14 protein-coding genes are annotated in these 17,813 nt (G+C 67.8%); 9 read left to right on the forward strand and 5 right to left on the reverse strand.

The window, feature by feature from the left end; all coding sequences use genetic code 11:
- The first annotated feature begins 82 nt into the window (after nucleotides 1–82).
- Nucleotides 83–964: a hypothetical protein gene (locus VIF40_RS20050; RefSeq protein WP_331939288.1), complete on the forward strand. Its 882-nt coding sequence runs from the start codon at nucleotides 83–85 to the stop codon at nucleotides 962–964.
- Between the two features lie 6 nt (nucleotides 965–970).
- Here the strand turns inward: VIF40_RS20050 and VIF40_RS20055 are convergent, their stop codons facing one another.
- Nucleotides 971–1,366 carry a YidH family protein gene (locus VIF40_RS20055; RefSeq protein WP_331939289.1) on the reverse strand — a complete coding sequence of 132 codons (396 nt, stop codon included), beginning with the start codon at nucleotides 1,364–1,366 and terminating at the stop codon, nucleotides 971–973.
- A gap of 123 nt (nucleotides 1,367–1,489) precedes the next feature.
- Here VIF40_RS20055 and VIF40_RS20060 point away from each other — a divergent pair, with 123 nt between their 5' ends.
- Nucleotides 1,490–1,789: a hypothetical protein gene (locus tag VIF40_RS20060; RefSeq protein WP_331939290.1), complete on the forward strand. Its 300-nt coding sequence runs from the start codon at nucleotides 1,490–1,492 to the stop codon at nucleotides 1,787–1,789.
- A 4-nt stretch (nucleotides 1,790–1,793) separates the two neighbouring features.
- Here VIF40_RS20060 and epsC read toward each other — a convergent pair whose 3' ends face one another.
- Nucleotides 1,794–2,735, reverse strand: coding sequence for a serine O-acetyltransferase EpsC (gene epsC / locus VIF40_RS20065; protein ID WP_331939317.1), 942 nt, complete (start codon nucleotides 2,733–2,735; stop codon nucleotides 1,794–1,796).
- Between the two features lie 209 nt (nucleotides 2,736–2,944).
- On the opposite strand from epsC, the gene VIF40_RS20070 reads away from it, so the two are divergent.
- Both VIF40_RS20070 and VIF40_RS20075 read left to right on the forward strand, forming a co-directional pair.
- A complete protein-coding gene (locus VIF40_RS20070; RefSeq protein WP_331939291.1) occupies nucleotides 2,945–4,999 on the forward strand; it encodes a M3 family metallopeptidase in 2,055 nt (684 codons plus the stop codon).
- 111 nt (nucleotides 5,000–5,110) lie between these two features.
- Entirely contained in the window at nucleotides 5,111–6,286 is a 1,176-nt protein-coding gene (locus VIF40_RS20075) for a pyridoxal phosphate-dependent aminotransferase (RefSeq protein WP_331939292.1), read from the forward strand.
- A gap of 60 nt (nucleotides 6,287–6,346) precedes the next feature.
- Here VIF40_RS20075 and VIF40_RS20080 read toward each other — a convergent pair whose 3' ends face one another.
- Both VIF40_RS20080 and VIF40_RS20085 read right to left on the reverse strand, forming a co-directional pair.
- On the reverse strand, nucleotides 6,347–7,690 hold the full coding sequence (locus VIF40_RS20080; RefSeq protein WP_331939293.1) for a sensor histidine kinase: 1,344 nt from the start codon (nucleotides 7,688–7,690) through the stop codon (nucleotides 6,347–6,349).
- Nucleotides 7,690–8,412 carry a response regulator transcription factor gene (locus tag VIF40_RS20085; RefSeq protein WP_331939294.1) on the reverse strand — a complete coding sequence of 241 codons (723 nt, stop codon included), beginning with the start codon at nucleotides 8,410–8,412 and terminating at the stop codon, nucleotides 7,690–7,692. Before VIF40_RS20085 ends, VIF40_RS20080 begins: the two co-directional genes overlap by 1 nt.
- 180 nt (nucleotides 8,413–8,592) lie before the next feature.
- Between VIF40_RS20085 and VIF40_RS20090 the strand changes: the two genes are divergently transcribed.
- The 3 genes from VIF40_RS20090 (at nucleotide 8,593) to VIF40_RS20100 (ending at nucleotide 10,127) form a co-directional block, all read left to right on the forward strand.
- Nucleotides 8,593–8,814 carry a hypothetical protein gene (locus VIF40_RS20090; protein WP_331939295.1) on the forward strand — a complete coding sequence of 74 codons (222 nt, stop codon included), beginning with the start codon at nucleotides 8,593–8,595 and terminating at the stop codon, nucleotides 8,812–8,814.
- Between the two features lie 108 nt (nucleotides 8,815–8,922).
- Nucleotides 8,923–9,816, forward strand: coding sequence for a sterol desaturase family protein (locus VIF40_RS20095; RefSeq protein ID WP_331939296.1), 894 nt, complete (start codon nucleotides 8,923–8,925; stop codon nucleotides 9,814–9,816).
- A gap of 68 nt (nucleotides 9,817–9,884) precedes the next feature.
- Nucleotides 9,885–10,127 (forward strand): cysteine rich repeat-containing protein, encoded by a 243-nt coding sequence (locus tag VIF40_RS20100; RefSeq protein WP_331939297.1) that lies wholly within the window; start codon nucleotides 9,885–9,887, stop codon nucleotides 10,125–10,127.
- 52 nt (nucleotides 10,128–10,179) lie between these two features.
- On the opposite strand, the gene VIF40_RS20105 is transcribed toward VIF40_RS20100, so the two are convergent.
- Nucleotides 10,180–13,137 carry an Rne/Rng family ribonuclease gene (locus tag VIF40_RS20105; protein ID WP_331939298.1) on the reverse strand — a complete coding sequence of 986 codons (2,958 nt, stop codon included), beginning with the start codon at nucleotides 13,135–13,137 and terminating at the stop codon, nucleotides 10,180–10,182.
- Nucleotides 13,138–13,981: 844 nt separating this feature from the next.
- Here VIF40_RS20105 and VIF40_RS20110 point away from each other — a divergent pair.
- Together VIF40_RS20110 and VIF40_RS20115 are read left to right on the forward strand one after the other, a co-directional pair.
- Nucleotides 13,982–15,253, forward strand: a complete 1,272-nt coding sequence (locus VIF40_RS20110) for an N-acetylmuramoyl-L-alanine amidase (RefSeq protein ID WP_331939299.1) — start codon at nucleotides 13,982–13,984, stop codon at nucleotides 15,251–15,253.
- Between the two features lie 141 nt (nucleotides 15,254–15,394).
- Nucleotides 15,395–17,812 (forward strand): penicillin-binding protein 1A, encoded by a 2,418-nt coding sequence (locus VIF40_RS20115; protein ID WP_331939300.1) that lies wholly within the window; start codon nucleotides 15,395–15,397, stop codon nucleotides 17,810–17,812.
- The last annotated feature ends 1 nt before the right edge of the window (nucleotide 17,813 follow it).

The raw sequence follows: 17,813 nt of genomic DNA on the forward strand, positions 1-17,813 counted from the left end.
AGCGTTTGCACTGCGCCTGAGACGATAGCGACAGTTCACGAGATCGCGATCAGTCGGCCGAGGCGCTCTGCGGAGGAGCGGCGTGGGCTCATATATCGCGCATACTCGACGCAAAACGAAATCGACCAAGCCGGAGACGTCGGCGATCGACGCCGCGGCGATCGCGGCGCGCGAGCAGGCGATCGCGGCGCTGCGCGAGCAGCAACGGATCGAGGCGGAGCGCGCCCGCGCCGAGAAGGCCGCGCGCGCTCTGCGACGCGCGGTCGGCAAGCGCATGACCGCCATCGACGCCGACACATCGGGACGTCGCCGCACCGCGGCGCGGGCGGCCGGCATCATGCTGATCTCGGCGACCGGCGGCCTGCGCACGCAGAGCGTCTCGCTGTTTCGCGGATCGGGACGCTCAGGCTCCGATCTCTGGCTCGCCGATGTGCAATTCGAGCAGGAGAAAGGCGTCGCGCATTTCATCAATGATCTCGCCACGCCGGCGGACAAGGACGCGCTGCATGCGATGCGCGCGCTCGCGCCGCGCATCGCCGAGCATATCTTCATCGGCGCGCCGCCGCAGGACGGCGTCGACGATCGCAACATGAGCACCGCCTTTCGACTGGCGCAGTCCTTCATGCACAAGACCCATTACACCGCTTCGCTCGCCGAGGAGGAGAAGCAGCGCCTGAGCCTCGCGATCTTCGAGGAGCTGCAATCGGTCGCCGCCATGCGCCTGCGCCATTTGCACAAGGAGCTCGAGCGCATCGTCGAGATTTTGATGCACAAGACGAAACTGTCGCGCTCGGAATGCAACGGCCTGCTCGCGCCGATCTACGACGGCCTCGAGGAGTTCCGCCGCGCGGAGCAGGACGGCCGTATGTGGCGCGCGCCGCCGCGCCTCGACACGCCCGCCGAGCATCCGCCGATCGTCGATGTCGAGGAAGACCTTCCCGCGACCGGCACGCACGGCCGCTGAGCGCGATCAGCCGATCGCGAGATAGACGACGAAGCCCGAACCGAGCAGCAGCAGCGCGGCGAGAATGACCAGCTCGACGAGCCCTGCGTCAAAACCATGCTGCGCCTCGTCGGCGATGAGGCGCCGCGTGTGGATGAAACGCACGGTTGCGACAATGATGAGCGCAACGCCACCGAGCACCAGCAGGCCTCCGCCTCCCCCGCTCGTCAATGGTCCCGACAATTTTTCGAAACGCTGCAAGATCGGCCCGCGCTCGACCGCGGGAAGCGTGATGCTGATCGTGTGAACGAAAAGATCGAACTTCTCGATCACGAAGCCGAGCGCCATGATTGCAATGCCGGTGCGCACCCAGGCGAGAAACGTCCGCTCATTGGCGGCGTGGCTGACATAGTCGCGAATCATGACGTTTTCCCTCGCGGTTCCCGGCGGGCGGCTCGCGCGCGACGCGACGACGCATATTGATCCTCTTCGGTCGCGCGATAAATAGCCCGGTGTCGATCCGCAGACATCTCCGGAGCATCCGCCATGAAATATCCGATGAGAAGCCTCGCGGCCGCCATCGCGATCGCCGCGAGCGCCGCCGCCGCAGCCGCCGCTCAGGATTGTCGATCGACGAATGATTCAGGCGCCACGCGATGCGTCTCTGGCGTGCTCTATCGATGCACATGCACGCGCGGAATCGGCGCCACGACCTGCACTTGGGACAATGCCGCCGCGCTCTGCTCGGCGATCTCCGAACGCGTCGCGCCCGGCGGCGACATAGCGGCGAGAAGCGACGATCCGACGCGCGATCCGATGAATGACTCGCCGTCGGTGACGCCGTGACCTTTCAGATGCCGGCGCCGAAGCTGAACGATTCGCTCAGCGGCTTCGCCTGAGTGACATTGCTGCCCGGCGGCACGCCATGCGTCAGCCAGACATTGCCGCCGATGACCGAGCCGCGGCCGATGGTGATGCGGCCGAGCACTGTGGCGCCGGCGTAGATCACCACATCGTCCTCGATGATGGGATGGCGCGCGCCGCCCTTCACCAGGGCGCCGGTCTGGTCCACCTCGAATCGCTTCGCGCCGAGCGTGACCGCCTGATAGAGACGCACATTTTTTCCGATGATCGCCGTCTCGCCGATGACGACGCCAGTGCCATGATCGATGAAGAAGCCTTCGCCGATCTCGGCGCCGGGATGAATGTCGATTCCCGTCGCCGAATGCGCGATCTCCGAGACCAGCCGCGCGAGCATGGGCGCGCCGAGCAGATAGAGGCGATGCGCGAGCCGGTGGCGGATGATCGCCGAAAGGCCCGGATAGGAGAACACAACCTCGTCGAGGCTCTTGGCCGCGGGGTCGCCCTCGTAGGCCGCGTGAATGTCGGTGTCGAGCAGCGCGCGAATCTGCGGGAGCGCCTCGGCGAAAGCGTCGACGATCGCATGAGCGCGCGGGCGATAATCCGTCTGACCGTCGTCGGCGCCATTGGCGAGCAATTGCAGCTCGCGGCGCACCTGCTCGCGCAGCGCGCGCAGGCTCTTGTCCACCGTGTAGAGAACGAAGCCGTCGGCGCCGTCCGTCGTCAGCTCCGGCGGGCCGAAATGGCGCGGATAGAGGCTGGCGGCGAGATCCTCGATGATCTCGATCGTCGCCTCGCGCGACGGCAGCTCGGGCAGACGCCCGTCGCGATAGCGCCGCTTCTGCGAGGCCCGGCGCAATTCGCCGAGCTCCGCGACGATGCGGCCGAGCTGCGGAAAGCCGCCGAGCTCGGACCCGCTCCCCGCCCGCAGGTTCGGCTCCGCTCGGCGCCCCCGCTCCGCTTGCGGCCTCTGCTTTGCTTGCGTCACCGCGCCGCCCCTTCGCCCGACGGCGCAAGGCCGCCGCCATCCCATTCAGTCTATAAACAGACTACACTAGTCGAGGATCGGGAACAATCGCCGAGATCGCTGGCGCGACGGCGCCCGAGCCGATAATCTCGCGGCGAAGATCGAGGGAACCGATGACGACCGAAAATCCGCTGCTCTCCGCCTCGACGAAAGCTTTCGGCCTGCCGCCCTTCGGCGCGGTGAAGCCCGACCACTACCGTCCCGCCTTCGAGGCCGGCATGGCGGAGAATCTGGCCGAGACCGCGCGCATCGCCGCCGATCCCTCGCCGCCCGACTTCGAGAACACGATCGCCGCGCTGGAGCGCTCCGGCCGGCTGCTGGCCCGCATCGGCGGCGTGTTCTGGAATCTCGCCGCGACCGACTCGACGCCCGAGCTTCAGGAGATCGAGCGCGACATATCCGGCGCGCTCGCCCGCCACGAGAATGAAATCCTGCTGAACGCCGCGCTGTTTTCCCGCGTCGACGCGCTCCATGCGCGCCGCGACACGCTGACGCTGACGCCGGAGCAGGCGCGCGTGCTGGAGCTCACGCATAAGCGCTTCCTGCGCGCCGGCGCGAAGCTCGACGAGGACGCCAAGCGTCGCATGGCGGAGATATCCGAGCGTCTCGCCAAGCTCACCACCTCGTTCGCGCAGAATGTTCTCGCCGACGAGGCCGACTACCTGCTGCTGCTCGAGGAGACCGATCTCGACGGCCTGTCGGACGATTTCCGCGCCGCGGCGGCGCAAGTCGCGGGCGAGCGCGGCGCGCCGGGCAAATATGCCGTCACCCTCTCCCGCTCCAGCGTCGAGATTTTTCTGCAGAGCTCGACGCGCCGCGATCTGCGCGACATCGCCTTCCGCGCCTGGGCCAGCCGCGGCGAGAATGGCGGGGCGACCGACAATCGCGCGCTGATCGCCGAAATCCTGCGCCTGCGCGAGGAGCGCGCGCGGCTGAGCGGATTCGCCAGCTTCGCCGCCTATAAGCTCGACGACACGATGGCGAAGACGCCCAAGGCCGTGCGCGATCTCCTGGATCGCGTCTGGGCGCCGGCGCTCGCCGCGGCCAAGGCCGAGCGCGACGATTTGCAGGCGCTCGCCGCGCGCGACGGCGCCGATGTCGCGATCGCCGCCGCCGACTGGCGTCATTACGCCGAGCGCGTGCGCAAGGAGCGCTATGATCTCGATCAGGCGGAGCTGCGGCCCTATTTCCAGCTCGACGCGATGATCGCCGCGGCCTTTCACGTCGCCGAGCGACTGTTCGGCCTCTCCGTCGTCGAGGTGGAGGGGCTCGATCTCTATCACCAGAGCGTGCGCGCCTTCGATGTTCGCGATGCGAAGGGCGAGCATGTCGCGCTCTTCCTCGGCGATTATTTCGCGCGGCCGTCGAAGCGCGGCGGCGCCTGGATGTCGGAGTTCCGCAGCCAGGAGAATCTCGACGGACGCATTCGTCCGATCGTCGTCAATGTGCTGAATTTCTCGCGCGCGCCCGATGGCGCGCCGACGCTGCTCAGCCTCGACGACGCGCGCACCCTGTTCCATGAATTCGGCCATGCGCTGCACGGCATGTTGTCGGACGTCACCTATCCGCTCGTCGCCGGAACCAATGTCGCGCGCGATTTCGTCGAGCTGCCGTCGCAGCTCTATGAGCATTGGCTGCTGGAGCCGCAAATTCTCCGCGCCTTCGCGCGCCACGCCGAGACCGGCGCGCCCATGCCGGAGGCGCTGCTCGAGCGCATCGCCAAATCCCGCCATTTCAACCAGGGCTTCGCCAGCGTCGAATTCTGCGCCTCCGCCTATGTCGATCTCGATCTGCACGAAACCGCCATCGGCGAGAGCTTCGACGCGCTCGACTTCGAGCGCGAGAGCCTCGCGCGCATCGCCATGCCGCAGGAGATCGTCATGCGGCACAGGACGCCGCATTTCACCCATGTCTTCGCCGGCGACGGCTATTCGGCGGGCTATTACTCCTATCTATGGGCGGAGACGCTCGACGCCGACGCCTATGAGGCCTTCTCGGAGGCCGGCGATCCTTTCGCGCCCGCGATCGCCGAGCGTCTGCGCCGTCACATCTACGCGGCCGGCGGAACGCAAGACCCGGCGCAAGCCTATGTCGCCTTTCGCGGACGCATGCCGAGCGTCGATGCGCTGCTGCGTCAGCGCGGCTTTGCGGAACAGCCGGCGGAATAGCCGGACATCATCGCGAGCGAAGCAGTCTGCGCGCCATCGGCGGCCGCCGGTTTGCTTCGTCGCGCGGCGGCGCCCACACAAAGTCACATTCGTCTCTGCTATGCTGCTCGAATGACGACGCCCCCCTCCCCCTCGCGACGCAGCGCCGTCGCGCCTTTTCTCGCAATGGATGTGCTGAGCGAGACGCGCGCGCTCGAGCGCCAGGGCCGCCGCATCGTCCATATGGAGCTGGGCGAGCCCGGCGCCCCCGCCCCGCTCGCGGTGCGCGAGGCCGCGGCGCGCGGGCTCGCCGACGGCGTCATCGGCTATGCCGAGGCGCTCGGCCGGCCGGCGCTGCGCCAGCGCATCGCGCGCCATTACGGCGAAGCCTATGACGTCGATGTCTCGCCGGAGCGCGTCATCGTCGCCACCGGCTCCTCGGGGGCGTTTCTGCTGGCCTTTCTCGCCGGCTTCGACGCGGGCGCGCGCATCGCCATGACCGCGCCGGGCTATCCCGCCTACGCCAATATTCTCGCTTCGCTCGGCCTCGAGCCCGTGCTGATCGAGGTCGGCGCCGAGACGCTCTATTCGCCGACCGCGGCTCTGCTCGCGGCGGCGCATCGCGCAAAGCGGCTCGATGGCGCGCTGTTGGCGAGCCCCGCCAATCCGACCGGCGCGATGATCCCGAGCGATGAATTCGAGAAAATCTGCGCCTTTTGCGAGGAGGCGGGAATCCTGCTCGTCTCCGACGAGATCTATCACGGCCTCTCCTATGAGCGGCCCTGCGAGACGGCGCTGGCGCATTCACGCAATGCGATCGTCGTGAACAGCTTCTCCAAATATTATGCGATGACCGGCTGGCGGCTCGGCTGGCTGGTCGCGCCCGAGTCCCTGGTGCGGCCGATGGAGCGGCTGCAACAATCGCTCAGCATTTCGGCGCCCACGCTGGCGCAGATCGCCGCGCCTTTCGCCTTCGAGGCGCGCGCCGAGCTCGAGGCGGTGAAGGCCGGCTATGCGCGCAGCCGCGCGCTGCTGCTGGAGCGCCTGCCGCGCTTGGGCTTCACCGATTTCGCGCCGCCCGACGGCGCCTTCTATGTCTATGCCGACGTCTCTCGCTTCACGGCGGATTCGGCGGCCTTCTGCAAGCGCATGCTGGAGGAGGCCGGCGTCGCCGTCACCCCCGGCGTCGATTTCGATCGCGCGCGCGGCAGTCATATGCTGCGCTTCTCCTACGCGGGCGCCGAGAGCGAGGTGCGCCTCGGCCTCGACCGCCTCACCGCCTGGCTCGGCGTGCGGGCCTCGGCTTGACGAGAGCGGGGCCGCGCAGAGCCTTCGGACAATGTCTCGCGACCGCGCAGAAGCCGAGTGTCATCCCCCCTCGAACAAAGGCAGCGTGACGGCGACGCGCGCGCCTTTCGCCGCGCGGCCGATCGTGGCCTCGCCGCCATGCGCCTCGACGAGCGCGCGCACGATCGCGAGGCCGAGGCCGGCGCCGCCGGTCCCGCGGCTGCGTGATGTCTCGAGCCGACTGAAAGGCTCCAGCATCTGCGCCCACTGCGCCTCCGGAATGCCCGGCCCCTCATCCTCCACGGCGATCTCGACGCAGCCGCCGCGCGCGGCGACAGAGACATGGGCGGCATGGCCGTATTTCAGCGCATTGTCGACGAGATTGGCGATAATCCGACGCAAGGCCAGACGATCGCCGAGCACCACCGATCCCGCCGCGCCGCTGATGCTCGCATCGACGGCGCCGCCGCTCTGCGCGCGATCCTCGACCTCGGCGCGAACGAGCGCCGACACATCGACGAGCTCGCGCGCGAGCTCACCGGCGCCGGCGCGGCTCGACAAGAGCGCGTCGTCGAGCAGGCGGATCATATCGTCTATGTCGGCGATGGCGCGGCGGCGCTCGGCCGCATCGGCGATCGCCTCGACGCGCAGGCGCAGACGCGTCGCGAAAGTGCGCACATCATGCGATATGCCGCCGATCAACGCCATGCGCGCGCGCATGAGGCTCCCGAGCCGCGCCTGCAAGCGCTCGAAGGCGGCGACCAGCGCGCGCACTTCCGGCGCATTGCCGCCGGGCCGCGGCAATGGCGTGGACTCGCCCGAAAGATCGATCCCGTCGACGGCGGCGGCGAGGCGCGCCAGCGGCTTCGTCTCGCGATACATGACGAGGAGCGCGACCAGCGCCACCAAAGTGCCGAACAGCCCGGCGAGCAGGCCGACCGGAACGCCCGACCGCGCCACCATCATCGCCCCGCGCGTGTCGATGAGCAGAGTTTGGCCATCGTGCAGCGCGATGCGAAACTCGAGCGCATTGGAGAGCGCGCCGGCCAGACGCGGAAAGCGACGGCCGATCGGCAGAGTGGGACGCCACTCGAGGACGAGCCCGCGGTCGCCGAGCGCGGCGGCGTAGTCGCGGCGAACGTCATCCGCGACCGACGGCCCCGAAGCCGCCGCCGCCACGCCCGCCGGCAGAAGCCGCAACGCGAATTGCGGCGACGACGCCGCCTCCAGCGCGAGCGCGCGCAGCGACGGCGGCGCTCGCTCGACGAGCTCGGCGACGGCGGCGACACGCGCCGGCGAGGGACGCTCGCGCGCGCTCTCATCGGCGGTGAAGCGATAGATGGCCGCGATGGCGGCGACCCAGACCGCCGTCAGGCTCACCACGACGATGAGCGTGATTCGCGCGGCGATCGTCCAACGCGACATCACGAGAGCCGCCTGACCTCGGCCTTGAACAAATAGCCGCCATTGCGCACGGTGCCGATGAGATCGCCGCTCGCCCCCGCCGCATCGAGCTTCTTGCGCAGGCGCGAGACCAGCATGTCGATCGAGCGGTCGTAGGGATCGGCGTTGCGGCCATGTGTCCAATCGAGCAATTGGTCGCGCGTCAGCACGCGGCGCGGATGCTGCGCGAAACAGGCGAGAAGATCGAATTCCGCGCTCGTCAGCGCGATCGGCGCGAGTCCGGCCTCGGCCGGCGCGAAGCTGCGCGCATCGAGATCGAGCAGGAAACGGTCGAAGGAAAAGCGCCGGCTCACCGGGCGGCTCGGCCCCGCCTGCGCGCGTCGCAGCAGCGCCCGCACGCGGGCCAGCAGCTCACGCGGGCCGAAGGGTTTCGTCAAATAGTCGTCGGCGCCCATCTCGAGGCCGACGACGCGGTCGATCTCGTCGCTCTTGGCCGTCAGCATCAGGATCGGAATCGAATCGCCGGCGCGCAGGCGCCGACAGATGGAGAGGCCATCCTCGCCCGGGAGCATCAGATCGAGGATGAGGAGATCGGGCCGCGAATGCGCGAGCGCCTCGTCCATCGCCTCGGCGTCGGGCGCGAGGGTGAGCTCGAAGCCCTCGCGGCGCAAAAAATCGCCGACCAGCCGGCCGATTTCGGAATCGTCCTCCACCATCAGAATTCGGGCCGCGGGCGCGTTCATAGCGCAAATGTCGATCGTCGGCGCCGCGGAGGCAAGAGCCGAGAGGCCTTGTTGCACATCGTTACGAAAGGGCGACAATTCGCGACGAAATATCGCGCCGCCGTGATCGGCGCAGGACGAAGACCGCTCATCCTCTCCTCACGTCGAAACGTCGACGACAAGACGATGAGGAGATTTCACATGTTCCGATCGATCGCCGCTCCGGCTCTGGCCGCGCTGATTTCTTTCGCCGCCGTCTCCGAGGCGGGCGCCTGGAGCCGCGGCGGGTCCTTCACGGGCCCGCGCGGGACGAGCAATTGGGGCGCCTCTGGACGCTGCTCGGGCGGCGCCTGCTCCTCGCAGGGTGGCTGCTCGGGTCCGCGCGGCGGCGCCTGGAGCCGCTCCGGCTCGGTTTCCCGCTAGCGCTTTCCGATCGAACGGAATCGTTCGAACGATCAGAATTCACTCCAAAGAAACAAAGAGATCGAGCGTCGCATTCCGCTCGATCGCCGACCGTCACGAGGTCGCATCATGCCGCAGCTCGCACAATCTCCGCTCGATCTCCACATGCGGATGCTCATTCTCGCCGTCGCCATCGGCTTCATGGCGCTCGAATATCTGCTGGCGCGCCTCGCCGCACGCGAGCATCACGATCTGCGCGAGAGCGCCGCCTCGCTCGGCGTCGCGCTCGGGCGCAACGCTCTGCGCCGGGTCGAGGCGCTGATCGTCGCCGGGCCCTACGCCTTCGCCTATGAGCATCGCCTCCTCGATTTCGATCCGACGAGCGCGCTCGCTCTCGTCGCGCTCTTCCTCGGCGTCGAGTTTTTCTATTATTGGGACCATCGCGCCTCGCATCGCGTGCGCTGGATGTGGGCGACGCACTCCGTCCACCATTCGCCGACGCGGATGAATTACACCGCCGCCGTGCGGCTCGGCTGGACAGCGGGCCTCTCCGGCAATTTCCTGTTCTTCCTGCCGCTCGCCTGGCTCGGCTTTCACCCCATCGCCATCATGCTGATGCTGACGGCGAATCTCCTGTATCAATTCTTCATTCATACGGAGCTCTGCCCGCGCTTGGGGCTGCTCGAGCATGTGCTGAACACGCCCGCGCATCACCGCGTGCATCACGCTTCCAACGCCTCCTGTCTCGACAGGAATTACGGCGGCGTGCTGATCGTCTTCGACCGTCTGTTCGGCACTTTCGCCGAGGCGCCGAAGGAGGAGGCGCTGCGCTACGGCCTCGTCGGCGCGACGCCGAGCTTCAACCCGCTGAAAATCGCGCTCGGCGAATGGGGCGCCATGTTCCGCGACGCGCGCGCCGCCGGAGAGTGGCGCGGCGCGTTGCGCGCTTTGCTCGCGCCGCCCGGCGCCTCCGACGAGATGCCGCCCTACGATCGCCGCCTGACCGGCTCTGCAGCCGAATGAGAGCGAGCCTTCGAGACTCGCATCGCCAAAGACCACCCGGAAACCAAACCAGTCGTTTCGAGGAGAACATGATGAACAGAATGACGCTTTCGGCCATTGCGGCCATTCTCGCCGCCGCCCTCGCGGCGGAGCCCGTGGCGGCGCAGACGGCGCCCACCGGCGATCGTGTCGACGCCGCGAAAAAAGCCTGCAAAGGAGATTATCAGCGTCTGTGCAGCGGCGTCATGCCGGGCGGCGGCCGCGTCCTCGCCTGCCTGCAGAAGCATTCGTCGGAACTCGGCCCGGAGTGCGCAAAAGCGCTCGGCAAATAGCTCCGCCTCGAAAGATCGGCGCGACGGCCCTCCGGGGCCGTCGCGCTTTTTGTCAATCGCCGCCGAGCGAGGCCTTGGCGCGCTGCCACCAGCCGCCCTTCTTCGGGCGATTGGGATCGGCCTCGGTGATGACGGTCTCGGTCGACTCGCGCGGGGGCGCAGGCTCACGCGCGATCGGGGCGGACGTGATCGGAGCAGGCGAGATCGGGGCGGGCGAGATCGAGGCAAGCTTGGCCTCGGGCTCTGGCGCCTCGGGCTGCGGAGCCGGACGTTCCGGCTCGGGCGCGCTCGGCGTCGCGGCTTCCACCGCCGGCGGAGGAGGAGCGGCCTCCTCGGCGATGACCGAAGATGCGGCTTCATGCGCCTCGAAAGGCGGGATATGCGCCTCGGCCGCAGAGACGGCTGTCTCCTCGACGCCCTCGTCGAGCGGGAAGGCGCCCTGCTCGCGATATTCGGACGGCAGCGGCGAGGAGCGCGTCCAACGACCGGCGCGACGGCCGCGTCCACCGCGGCTGCCCCGTTCCGCGGGACGCGGGACTTCATTGGCCGGCGCGGTCGGCGCGCCGTCGATCTCCGCGACAATGGCGAGGCCTTCGTCCGACGGCTGCTCGGCGCCCGGCGCCGGAGCTTCCCCACCCGTGAGGCCGCCGCCGCGACCGCGACGCCGCCGACGACGACGCGCGCGCGGCTGCCCATCCTCGTCTTCCTCGGCGAAAGCCGGAACGGCGCCGCGCTCTTCGCGCCGTCCGCCCTCGGAGCGTCCACCCTCGGAACGTCCGCCCTCGGAACGCGCGCTTTCGGGCCGGCGCTCGACGATCTCGTCCTCCTCCGCGGCTTCGACTTCCGCGGGCTCGAACTCTTCCTCGATCTCATCGGCGAGCGAATCGACGCGCAGCGCCTGCTGGATCGGAAGCTCGCGCACGCCGGTGGCCGGCTCGCCGCGCTCCAGCGAATGATAGGAGGTGCCGGTGAGGCTGTCGTCCGCCGAGACGGTGATGGCGACGCCGAAACGACGCTCAAGCGCCTGCAGATGGCTGCGCTTCTGATTGAGGATATAGAGCGCGACCACGGTGCGGGTGCGCAGGCTGATGTCATGCGCCGCGCTCTTGATGAGCGCATCCTCGAGCACGCGCAGCACATGCAGCGCGATGGAGGCGGTTGAGCGAACGGTCCCGGCGCCGGCGCAATGCGGGCACGGCACGGTCGAGCCCTCGAGCACGCCGGCGCGAATACGCTGGCGCGACATTTCGAGCAGGCCGAAATGCGAGATGCGGCCGACCTGAATGCGGGCGCGGTCGTTCTTCAGCGCGTCCTTGAGCCGGCGCTCGACGGAGCGATTGTTGCGGCCCTCCTCCATGTCGATGAAATCGACGACGATGAGGCCGGCGAGATCGCGCAGGCGCAGCTGGCGAGCGACCTCGTCGGCCGCCTCCAGATTGGTGCGCAGCGCCGTGTCCTCGATATTATGCTCGCGGGTGGAGCGGCCCGAGTTCACGTCGATGGCGACCAGCGCCTCGGTCTGATTGATGACCAGATAGCCGCCCGACTTCAGCGTCACCTGATTGGAGAACAGCGCGTCGAGCTGCGCCTCCGCTCCGGCGGCGGCGAAGATCGGATTGGGATCGCGGTAGAGGCTGACATTCTTCGCATGGCTCGGAATGAGCATGCGCATGAAGTCCTTGGCCTCGCGATAGGATTCTTCGCCGGAGACGACGACCTCGTCCACGTCGCGGCCATAGAGGTCGCGGATGGCGCGCTTGATGAGCGAGCCCTCCTCATAGACGAGCGTCGACGCGCTGGAGCGCAAGGTCAATTCGCGCACGCTCTCCCACATGCGCAGGAGATATTCGAAGTCGCGCTTGACCTCGGCCTTGGTGCGCGTGGCGCCGGCGGTGCGCAGGATGACGCCCATGCCCTCCGGCACCTCGAGCTCCTGCACGATCTCCTTCAAGCGCTTGCGATCGGCGCCGTCGGTGATCTTGCGGGAGATGCCGCCGCCGCGCGCGGTGTTGGGCATCAGCACGGAATAGCGGCCGGCGAGCGAGAGATAGGTGGTGAGCGCCGCGCCCTTGTTGCCGCGCTCTTCCTTGACGACCTGCACGAGCAGAACCTGGCGGCGCTTGATCACCTCCTGGATCTTATATTGACGGCGCGAGCGCGAGGGCCGGTGCGGCACCTCCTCCATCGCGTCGCCGCCGATATGCTCGACGTGCTCTTCCTCGTCCTCGTGCTCTTCTTCCTCGTCGTGATCGTCCTCGCGGCGGCGAGCCTCCTCGCGCTCGCGCTCGGTCTCGTGCTCCTCATCGCGCTCGTCCTGGCGGCGAGCCTTGGCCTCATGGTCGGGCTCGGCCGGCTCGACGGGAGCCTCCTCGGCGTGACCGGCCTCGATGACGCCGAAACCCTGCGGATCGACGGAGATCGGCTCGACCTCGACCGCCTCTCGCGGGGCGGATTCGGCCACCGCCGTCTCCGCCTCCGCGGCGCGCGGCGATTCGGGCTCGGCGCTTTCGTCAGGCGTGGCGCGGGCCGCGTCGGCCGGCTCCGCGGCGTCGAATTTGGCCGCCTCGTCGGCGGCGTCGATCTCGGCGCCCGCCTCGCTTCCGGGAACGTTCTCGGAGATCACCTCGTCGGAATGGGCGCGCTTCTCCGCGCCGTCCGAATTGCGGCGGCGCGAGCGACGCCGCCCACCGTGCGGACGCGGCTCCTCGTCCTCCTGCTGATGGACGCGGCTCTCCTCCTCGAGCAGAGCGATCCGGTCCGCGACAGGGATCTGGTAATAATCCGGATGTATCTCGGCGAAAGCCAGAAAGCCGTGGCGATTGCCGCCGTAATCCACGAAGGCCGCCTGCAGCGACGGCTCCACGCGGGTGACCTTGGCGAGATAAATATTGCCGCGCAGAGGTCTCTTGTCAGCGGCTTCGAAGTCGAATTCCTGAACGCGATTGCCGCGTAGCACGACTACGCGGGTTTCCTCCGGGTGGGAGGCGTCGATGAGCATTTTGTTGGCCATGAGAAACTCTTTGCGGCGCGACGCGAGGCGACGCCGGCGGTCTCGAGCGAGCATCCCGTGAGGAATGATGCGACCGCGGTCCGGCGAAGCGTCGGAGCGTCGACGCGTGTTTTCGAGGAGTTGGTGTCGATCGCGAAACATCGGATACGCGAACCGGCGCGACCGCCGGCGGACTGGGCGAGAGGCGCGACCGACCGCCGAAGCGAAATCGGTCGGGAGCCCGAGTGACGACGGCTCGCGAAGACAGCGCGAATCGATAGCCCCACTGGCGCGCGATACTCTCGCGCGGAGTGGCGCCTCGATTGGCGGCATGTCATGGACTTCGCCATGAGCTCGTCACAAAAACCTTATGTCACAGCGCCTTACGGCGGCGCCCGCCCGTCCCGAACCCGCGCATGAAGCGTGCATTCGAACGTCATTCGCCCCGCGGAAAAACGCGCCGTCCGTCCCGAGACGGTTCCCGACGCCGTAAAACGCCGAAATTGCGCAAGACGCATTTCGGACCCTTCCACGGAACGTTTCCATACATAATGTCTCGAAGGCGACACCGCAAGTTGGACGTCCCCTCTCCGCGGCTCCGCCCACAGGCTGGCGCCGGTCGGCCGGCCAAAAAGGGCGCCGGAGCAGCCGCTAACTGCGCATTAACCAGATATCCTCAGAAAGATTTCGGGCTCGCGCGCTCGCGCGAGCCACGCCATATTGTTTGCGGGCGATTTGCGCGAGCGGGGCGATTTTCGACATGGACGACAGGCGACCGACGCGGGCCGGGCCTTCGCTGGCTCATGATTCGCGGTCTTATCGGCGATTCGCGCCCCGACGATTCTCGCCCCGGCGATTCGCGCGCGTGGCGCTCGCCTGCGGCCTCGCCCTCGCCATCGGCCGGGCCGGGGCGGAGCCCGCCGAGCCGGTCTCGGCGATCGCCGTGCGGATCGAGCAGCAGAAGGACCGGGCGCGCCTCGTCTTCGAGACGACGGCCGAGGTGACGCCGATCGTGTTTCCCGTCGCCGACCCGTATCGAATCGTCGTCGATCTGCCGGAAATGGCCTTTCGCCTCGACCCGGAGATCGGCCGCGCGGCCAAGGACAAGCGCGGCGGCGACGATCTCGTGACCTCTTTCCGCTTCGGCCATTTCGCCCCCGGACGCTCGCGAATCGTCATCGATCTGGCGCGGCCCGCCAAAATCCTGCGCGCCGAGAGCGATTCGCGATCGAAGACCCCGCGTCTCGTCATCGAGCTCGAGCCCTCGGACGCCGCGAGCTTCGCCGCCGAGGCGGCCCGCCGCGCGCCGGTCGCCGCGCCGATAGCCGCCGCCGAGCCGCCGCCCGCCCCGCCCGGCGGCAAGCCGATGCTGGTCATCGACCCCGGCCATGGCGGCGTCGACGTCGGCGCGGCCGGACCGCATGGCGAGCAGGAGAAGACCATCGTCCTCGAATTCGCGCGGGCGCTGAAAGCCAAGCTGGAGGCGGACGGCAAGCTGCGCGTCGTCCTCACCCGCAATGAGGACGCCTTCATGGCGCTCGACGAGCGCGTCCGCGTCGCGCGTCAGGCCGGGGCCGATCTGTTCTTGTCGATTCATGCCGACACGCTCGCCGAGCAGAGCGTCGAGGGAGCCACTGTCTATACGGTTTCCACTCGCGCCTCGGACTCCGAGGCGGCCAAGATCGCCGAAAAGGAGAATTTCGCCGACCGCGCCGCCGGGCTCGAGCGCAAATCCGAGGACGCCAGCGAAGTCGGCGACATTCTCTACGATCTGACCCGGCGCGAGACGCGCGCCTATAGCCGTGTCTTCGCCCGCACGCTGATCGCCTATTGGCAGACCGTCGGCCATCTCAACAAGAATCCGAGCCGCTCGGCCGGCTTCGTGGTGCTGAAAGCCTTCGACATTCCGTCCGTTCTGCTCGAGCTCGGCTATCTGTCGAGCGCGCGCGATCTGTCGCGGCTCGTCTCGCCGGACTGGCGCGAGCGCGTCGCCGAGACCACGGCGCAGGCGATCGAGCGCTATTTTCTGGAGCGCCAGCAGCAGGCGCAAGAGCAGGGTCAGGAGCAGGCGCTGGCGGGAACGGCCCCGCAAGCCGGGCCCTCGCAAACCGTGGCCGCGACCGCACGCCCACAATAAAACATAAAAACGAGGATAAGGATGGGCGCGGCGAGAGGCCGATTCGGGTTTCCGTCTCGATAAAAAATCTCTAAACGGGACGCCGACGGCGCGGCGCGCGCCAGATTCCACGGCAACGCGTCTCTTCGAGGATCATCCTTCATGCGTCTGCTCGTCCGGTTCTTCGGCTTCCTCTTCGCGACCGGCGCCATCGTCTTCCTGATCGGCGTGGCGGCCGCGGCCGGCATCGTCTATGTTTTCTCGAAGGATCTGCCGGACACGGCGCAATTGCGCAATTACGAGCCGCCGGTCACGACGCGCATCCACGCCAATGACGGCTCCATCCTCGCCGAATATTCGCGCGAGCGCCGGCTGTTCCTGCCGAGCTCGGCGGTTCCGCCGCTGGTCAAGCAGGCCTTCATCTCGGCCGAGGACAAGAATTTCTACACGCATAATGGCGTCGACTTCGAGGGCATCGCCCGCGCGGTCTCGATTCTCGCCCAGGGCGGGCGCCATATGCAGGGCGCCTCCACCATCACCCAGCAGGTGGCGAAGAACTTCCTGGTCGGCAATGAGCGCTCCTTCGAGCGCAAGGTTCGCGAGGCGCTGATCTCCTTCCGCATCGAGGCGGCCTATCCCAAGGATCGCATCCTCGAGCTCTATCTCAACGAGATCTATCTCGGCCTCGGCAATTATGGCGTCGCCGCCGCGGCGCTGAATTATTTCAACAAATCGGTCTATGAGCTGACCGTCGCCGAGGCCGCCTATCTCGCCGCTTTGCCCAAAGCGCCGAACAACTACCACCCCTTCCTGCATCGCGACCGCGCGGTCGAGCGCCGCAATTACGTCATCGACCGCATGGTCGCCGACGGCTTCGTCTCGCAGAAGGACGGCGACAAGGCCAAGACCGAGCCGCTCGGCGTCAACCCGCGCGTGACCTCGCCCAACACCTATGTCGCCGGCTATTTCGCCGAGGAGGTGCGCCGCGAGCTGCTCGACAAATACGGGGACAAGAAGCTCTACGAGGGCGGCCTCTCGGTGCGCTCGACGCTCGACCCCAGAATGCAGGCCATCACGCGCAAGGCGCTGGCCGACGGCCTGGTGCGCTTCGACGAGGCGCATGGCTTCCGCGGGCCGATGCGCCATATCGACATCTCCTATGACTGGGGCCTGCCGCTCGCCGATATTCCGGCGCTCGGCGATGTGAAGCCCTGGCGCCTCGCCGTGGTGCTGGACGCCAATGATAGCGTCGCCCGCATCGGCCTGCAGCCCGGCCGCGAGAAATCCGGCGAGGTGGCGCGCGAGCGCGAGACCGGGCAGCTCGGCCAGGAGGGCATGCGCTGGGCCGGCCGCAGCATTCGCGCCGCGTTGACGCCGGGCGACGTCATCTATGTCGAGCCGCTCTCCGGCCGGCAGGGCCAGTATCGGCTGCGGCAGATTCCGGAAATCTCCGGCGCGATGGTGGCGATGGACCCGCATACGGGCCGCGTCTTCGCCATGGTCGGCGGCTTCTCCTACGATCAGTCGGAGTTCAACCGCGCGACCCAGGCGCTGCGCCAGCCGGGCTCCTCCTTCAAGCCCTTCGTCTACGCCACGGCGCTCGACAATGGCTACACGCCCTCCTCCTCCATTCTCGACGAGCCGATCACCATCGTGCAGGCCAATGGCGAGAGCTGGACGCCGGAGAATTTCGAGGGCGCGCATGGCACCGGCGCCCATCCGCTGCGTTACGGCGTCGAGCATTCCAAGAACATGATGACGGTGCGCCTCGCCAAGGATGTCGGCATGCCGCTCATCGCCGAATACGCCAAGCGCTTCGGCATCTACGACGAAATGCCGCTCTATCTGCCCATGGCGCTCGGCGCCGGCGAGACGACGGTGATGCGCATGGTGACCGCTTATTCCATGCTCTGCAATGGCGGCAAGCGCGTGAAGGCGACGTTGATCGACCGCATCCAGGACCGCTGGGGCAAGACGATCTATCGCCATGACGAGCGCCAATGCCTGGGCTGCGACGCGCCCAAATGGGAGAGCCAGAACGAGCCCAAGCTCATCGACAAGCGCGAGCAGGTGCTCGATCCGCTGACCGCCTATCAGATCACCTCGATCATGGAGGGCGTCATCGAGCGCGGCACCGGCCAGTCGATCAAGGCGGTGGGCAAGCATCTCGCCGGCAAGACGGGCACCACCAACGAGGCCAAGGACCTGTGGTTCGTCGGCTTCTCGCCCGACCTCGCCGTCGGCGTCTATATCGGCTACGACCGCCCGCGCCCCGTCGGCGAAGGCAAGAGCGCGCAGGCGGCGACCTACGCCGCGCCGATCTTCCGCGACTTCATGATGGTGGCGCTGAAGGACAAGCCCGACGTGCCCTTCCGCGTGCCGCCCGGAATCAAGCTGATCTCGGTCGACTCGCATTCGGGCCTGCGCTCGAAGGGCTCCGGCTCGATCCTCGAGGCCTTCAAGCCCGGCACCGCGCCGCCCGATTCCTATTCCGCCGCCGGCAGCGACGGCGGACTGCAATCCGGCGGCGCGCAGGATGTGGACAAGCAGGTGGGCAGCGGAACGGGCGGGTTGTACTGAG

Source organism: Methylosinus sp., from assembly GCF_036560965.1.
In the GTDB taxonomy this organism is placed as follows: domain Bacteria; phylum Pseudomonadota; class Alphaproteobacteria; order Rhizobiales; family Beijerinckiaceae; genus Methylosinus.

Excerpts from the sequence above, each read along its gene's own strand:
- VIF40_RS20055 (WP_331939289.1), bottom strand. The coding sequence starts at position 1,366 with ATGATTCGCGACTATGTCAGCCACGCCGCCAATGAGCGGACGTTTCTC.
- VIF40_RS20060 (WP_331939290.1), top strand. The coding sequence starts at position 1,490 with ATGAAATATCCGATGAGAAGCCTCGCGGCCGCCATCGCGATCGCCGCG.
- VIF40_RS20070 (WP_331939291.1), top strand. The coding sequence starts at position 2,945 with ATGACGACCGAAAATCCGCTGCTCTCCGCCTCGACGAAAGCTTTCGGC.
- VIF40_RS20075 (WP_331939292.1), top strand. The coding sequence starts at position 5,111 with ATGACGACGCCCCCCTCCCCCTCGCGACGCAGCGCCGTCGCGCCTTTT.
- VIF40_RS20080 (WP_331939293.1), bottom strand. The coding sequence starts at position 7,690 with ATGTCGCGTTGGACGATCGCCGCGCGAATCACGCTCATCGTCGTGGTG.
- VIF40_RS20085 (WP_331939294.1), bottom strand. The coding sequence starts at position 8,412 with ATGAACGCGCCCGCGGCCCGAATTCTGATGGTGGAGGACGATTCCGAA.
- VIF40_RS20090 (WP_331939295.1), top strand. The coding sequence starts at position 8,593 with ATGTTCCGATCGATCGCCGCTCCGGCTCTGGCCGCGCTGATTTCTTTC.
- VIF40_RS20095 (WP_331939296.1), top strand. The coding sequence starts at position 8,923 with ATGCCGCAGCTCGCACAATCTCCGCTCGATCTCCACATGCGGATGCTC.
- VIF40_RS20100 (WP_331939297.1), top strand. The coding sequence starts at position 9,885 with ATGATGAACAGAATGACGCTTTCGGCCATTGCGGCCATTCTCGCCGCC.
- VIF40_RS20105 (WP_331939298.1), bottom strand. The coding sequence starts at position 13,137 with ATGGCCAACAAAATGCTCATCGACGCCTCCCACCCGGAGGAAACCCGC.
- VIF40_RS20115 (WP_331939300.1), top strand. The coding sequence starts at position 15,395 with ATGCGTCTGCTCGTCCGGTTCTTCGGCTTCCTCTTCGCGACCGGCGCC.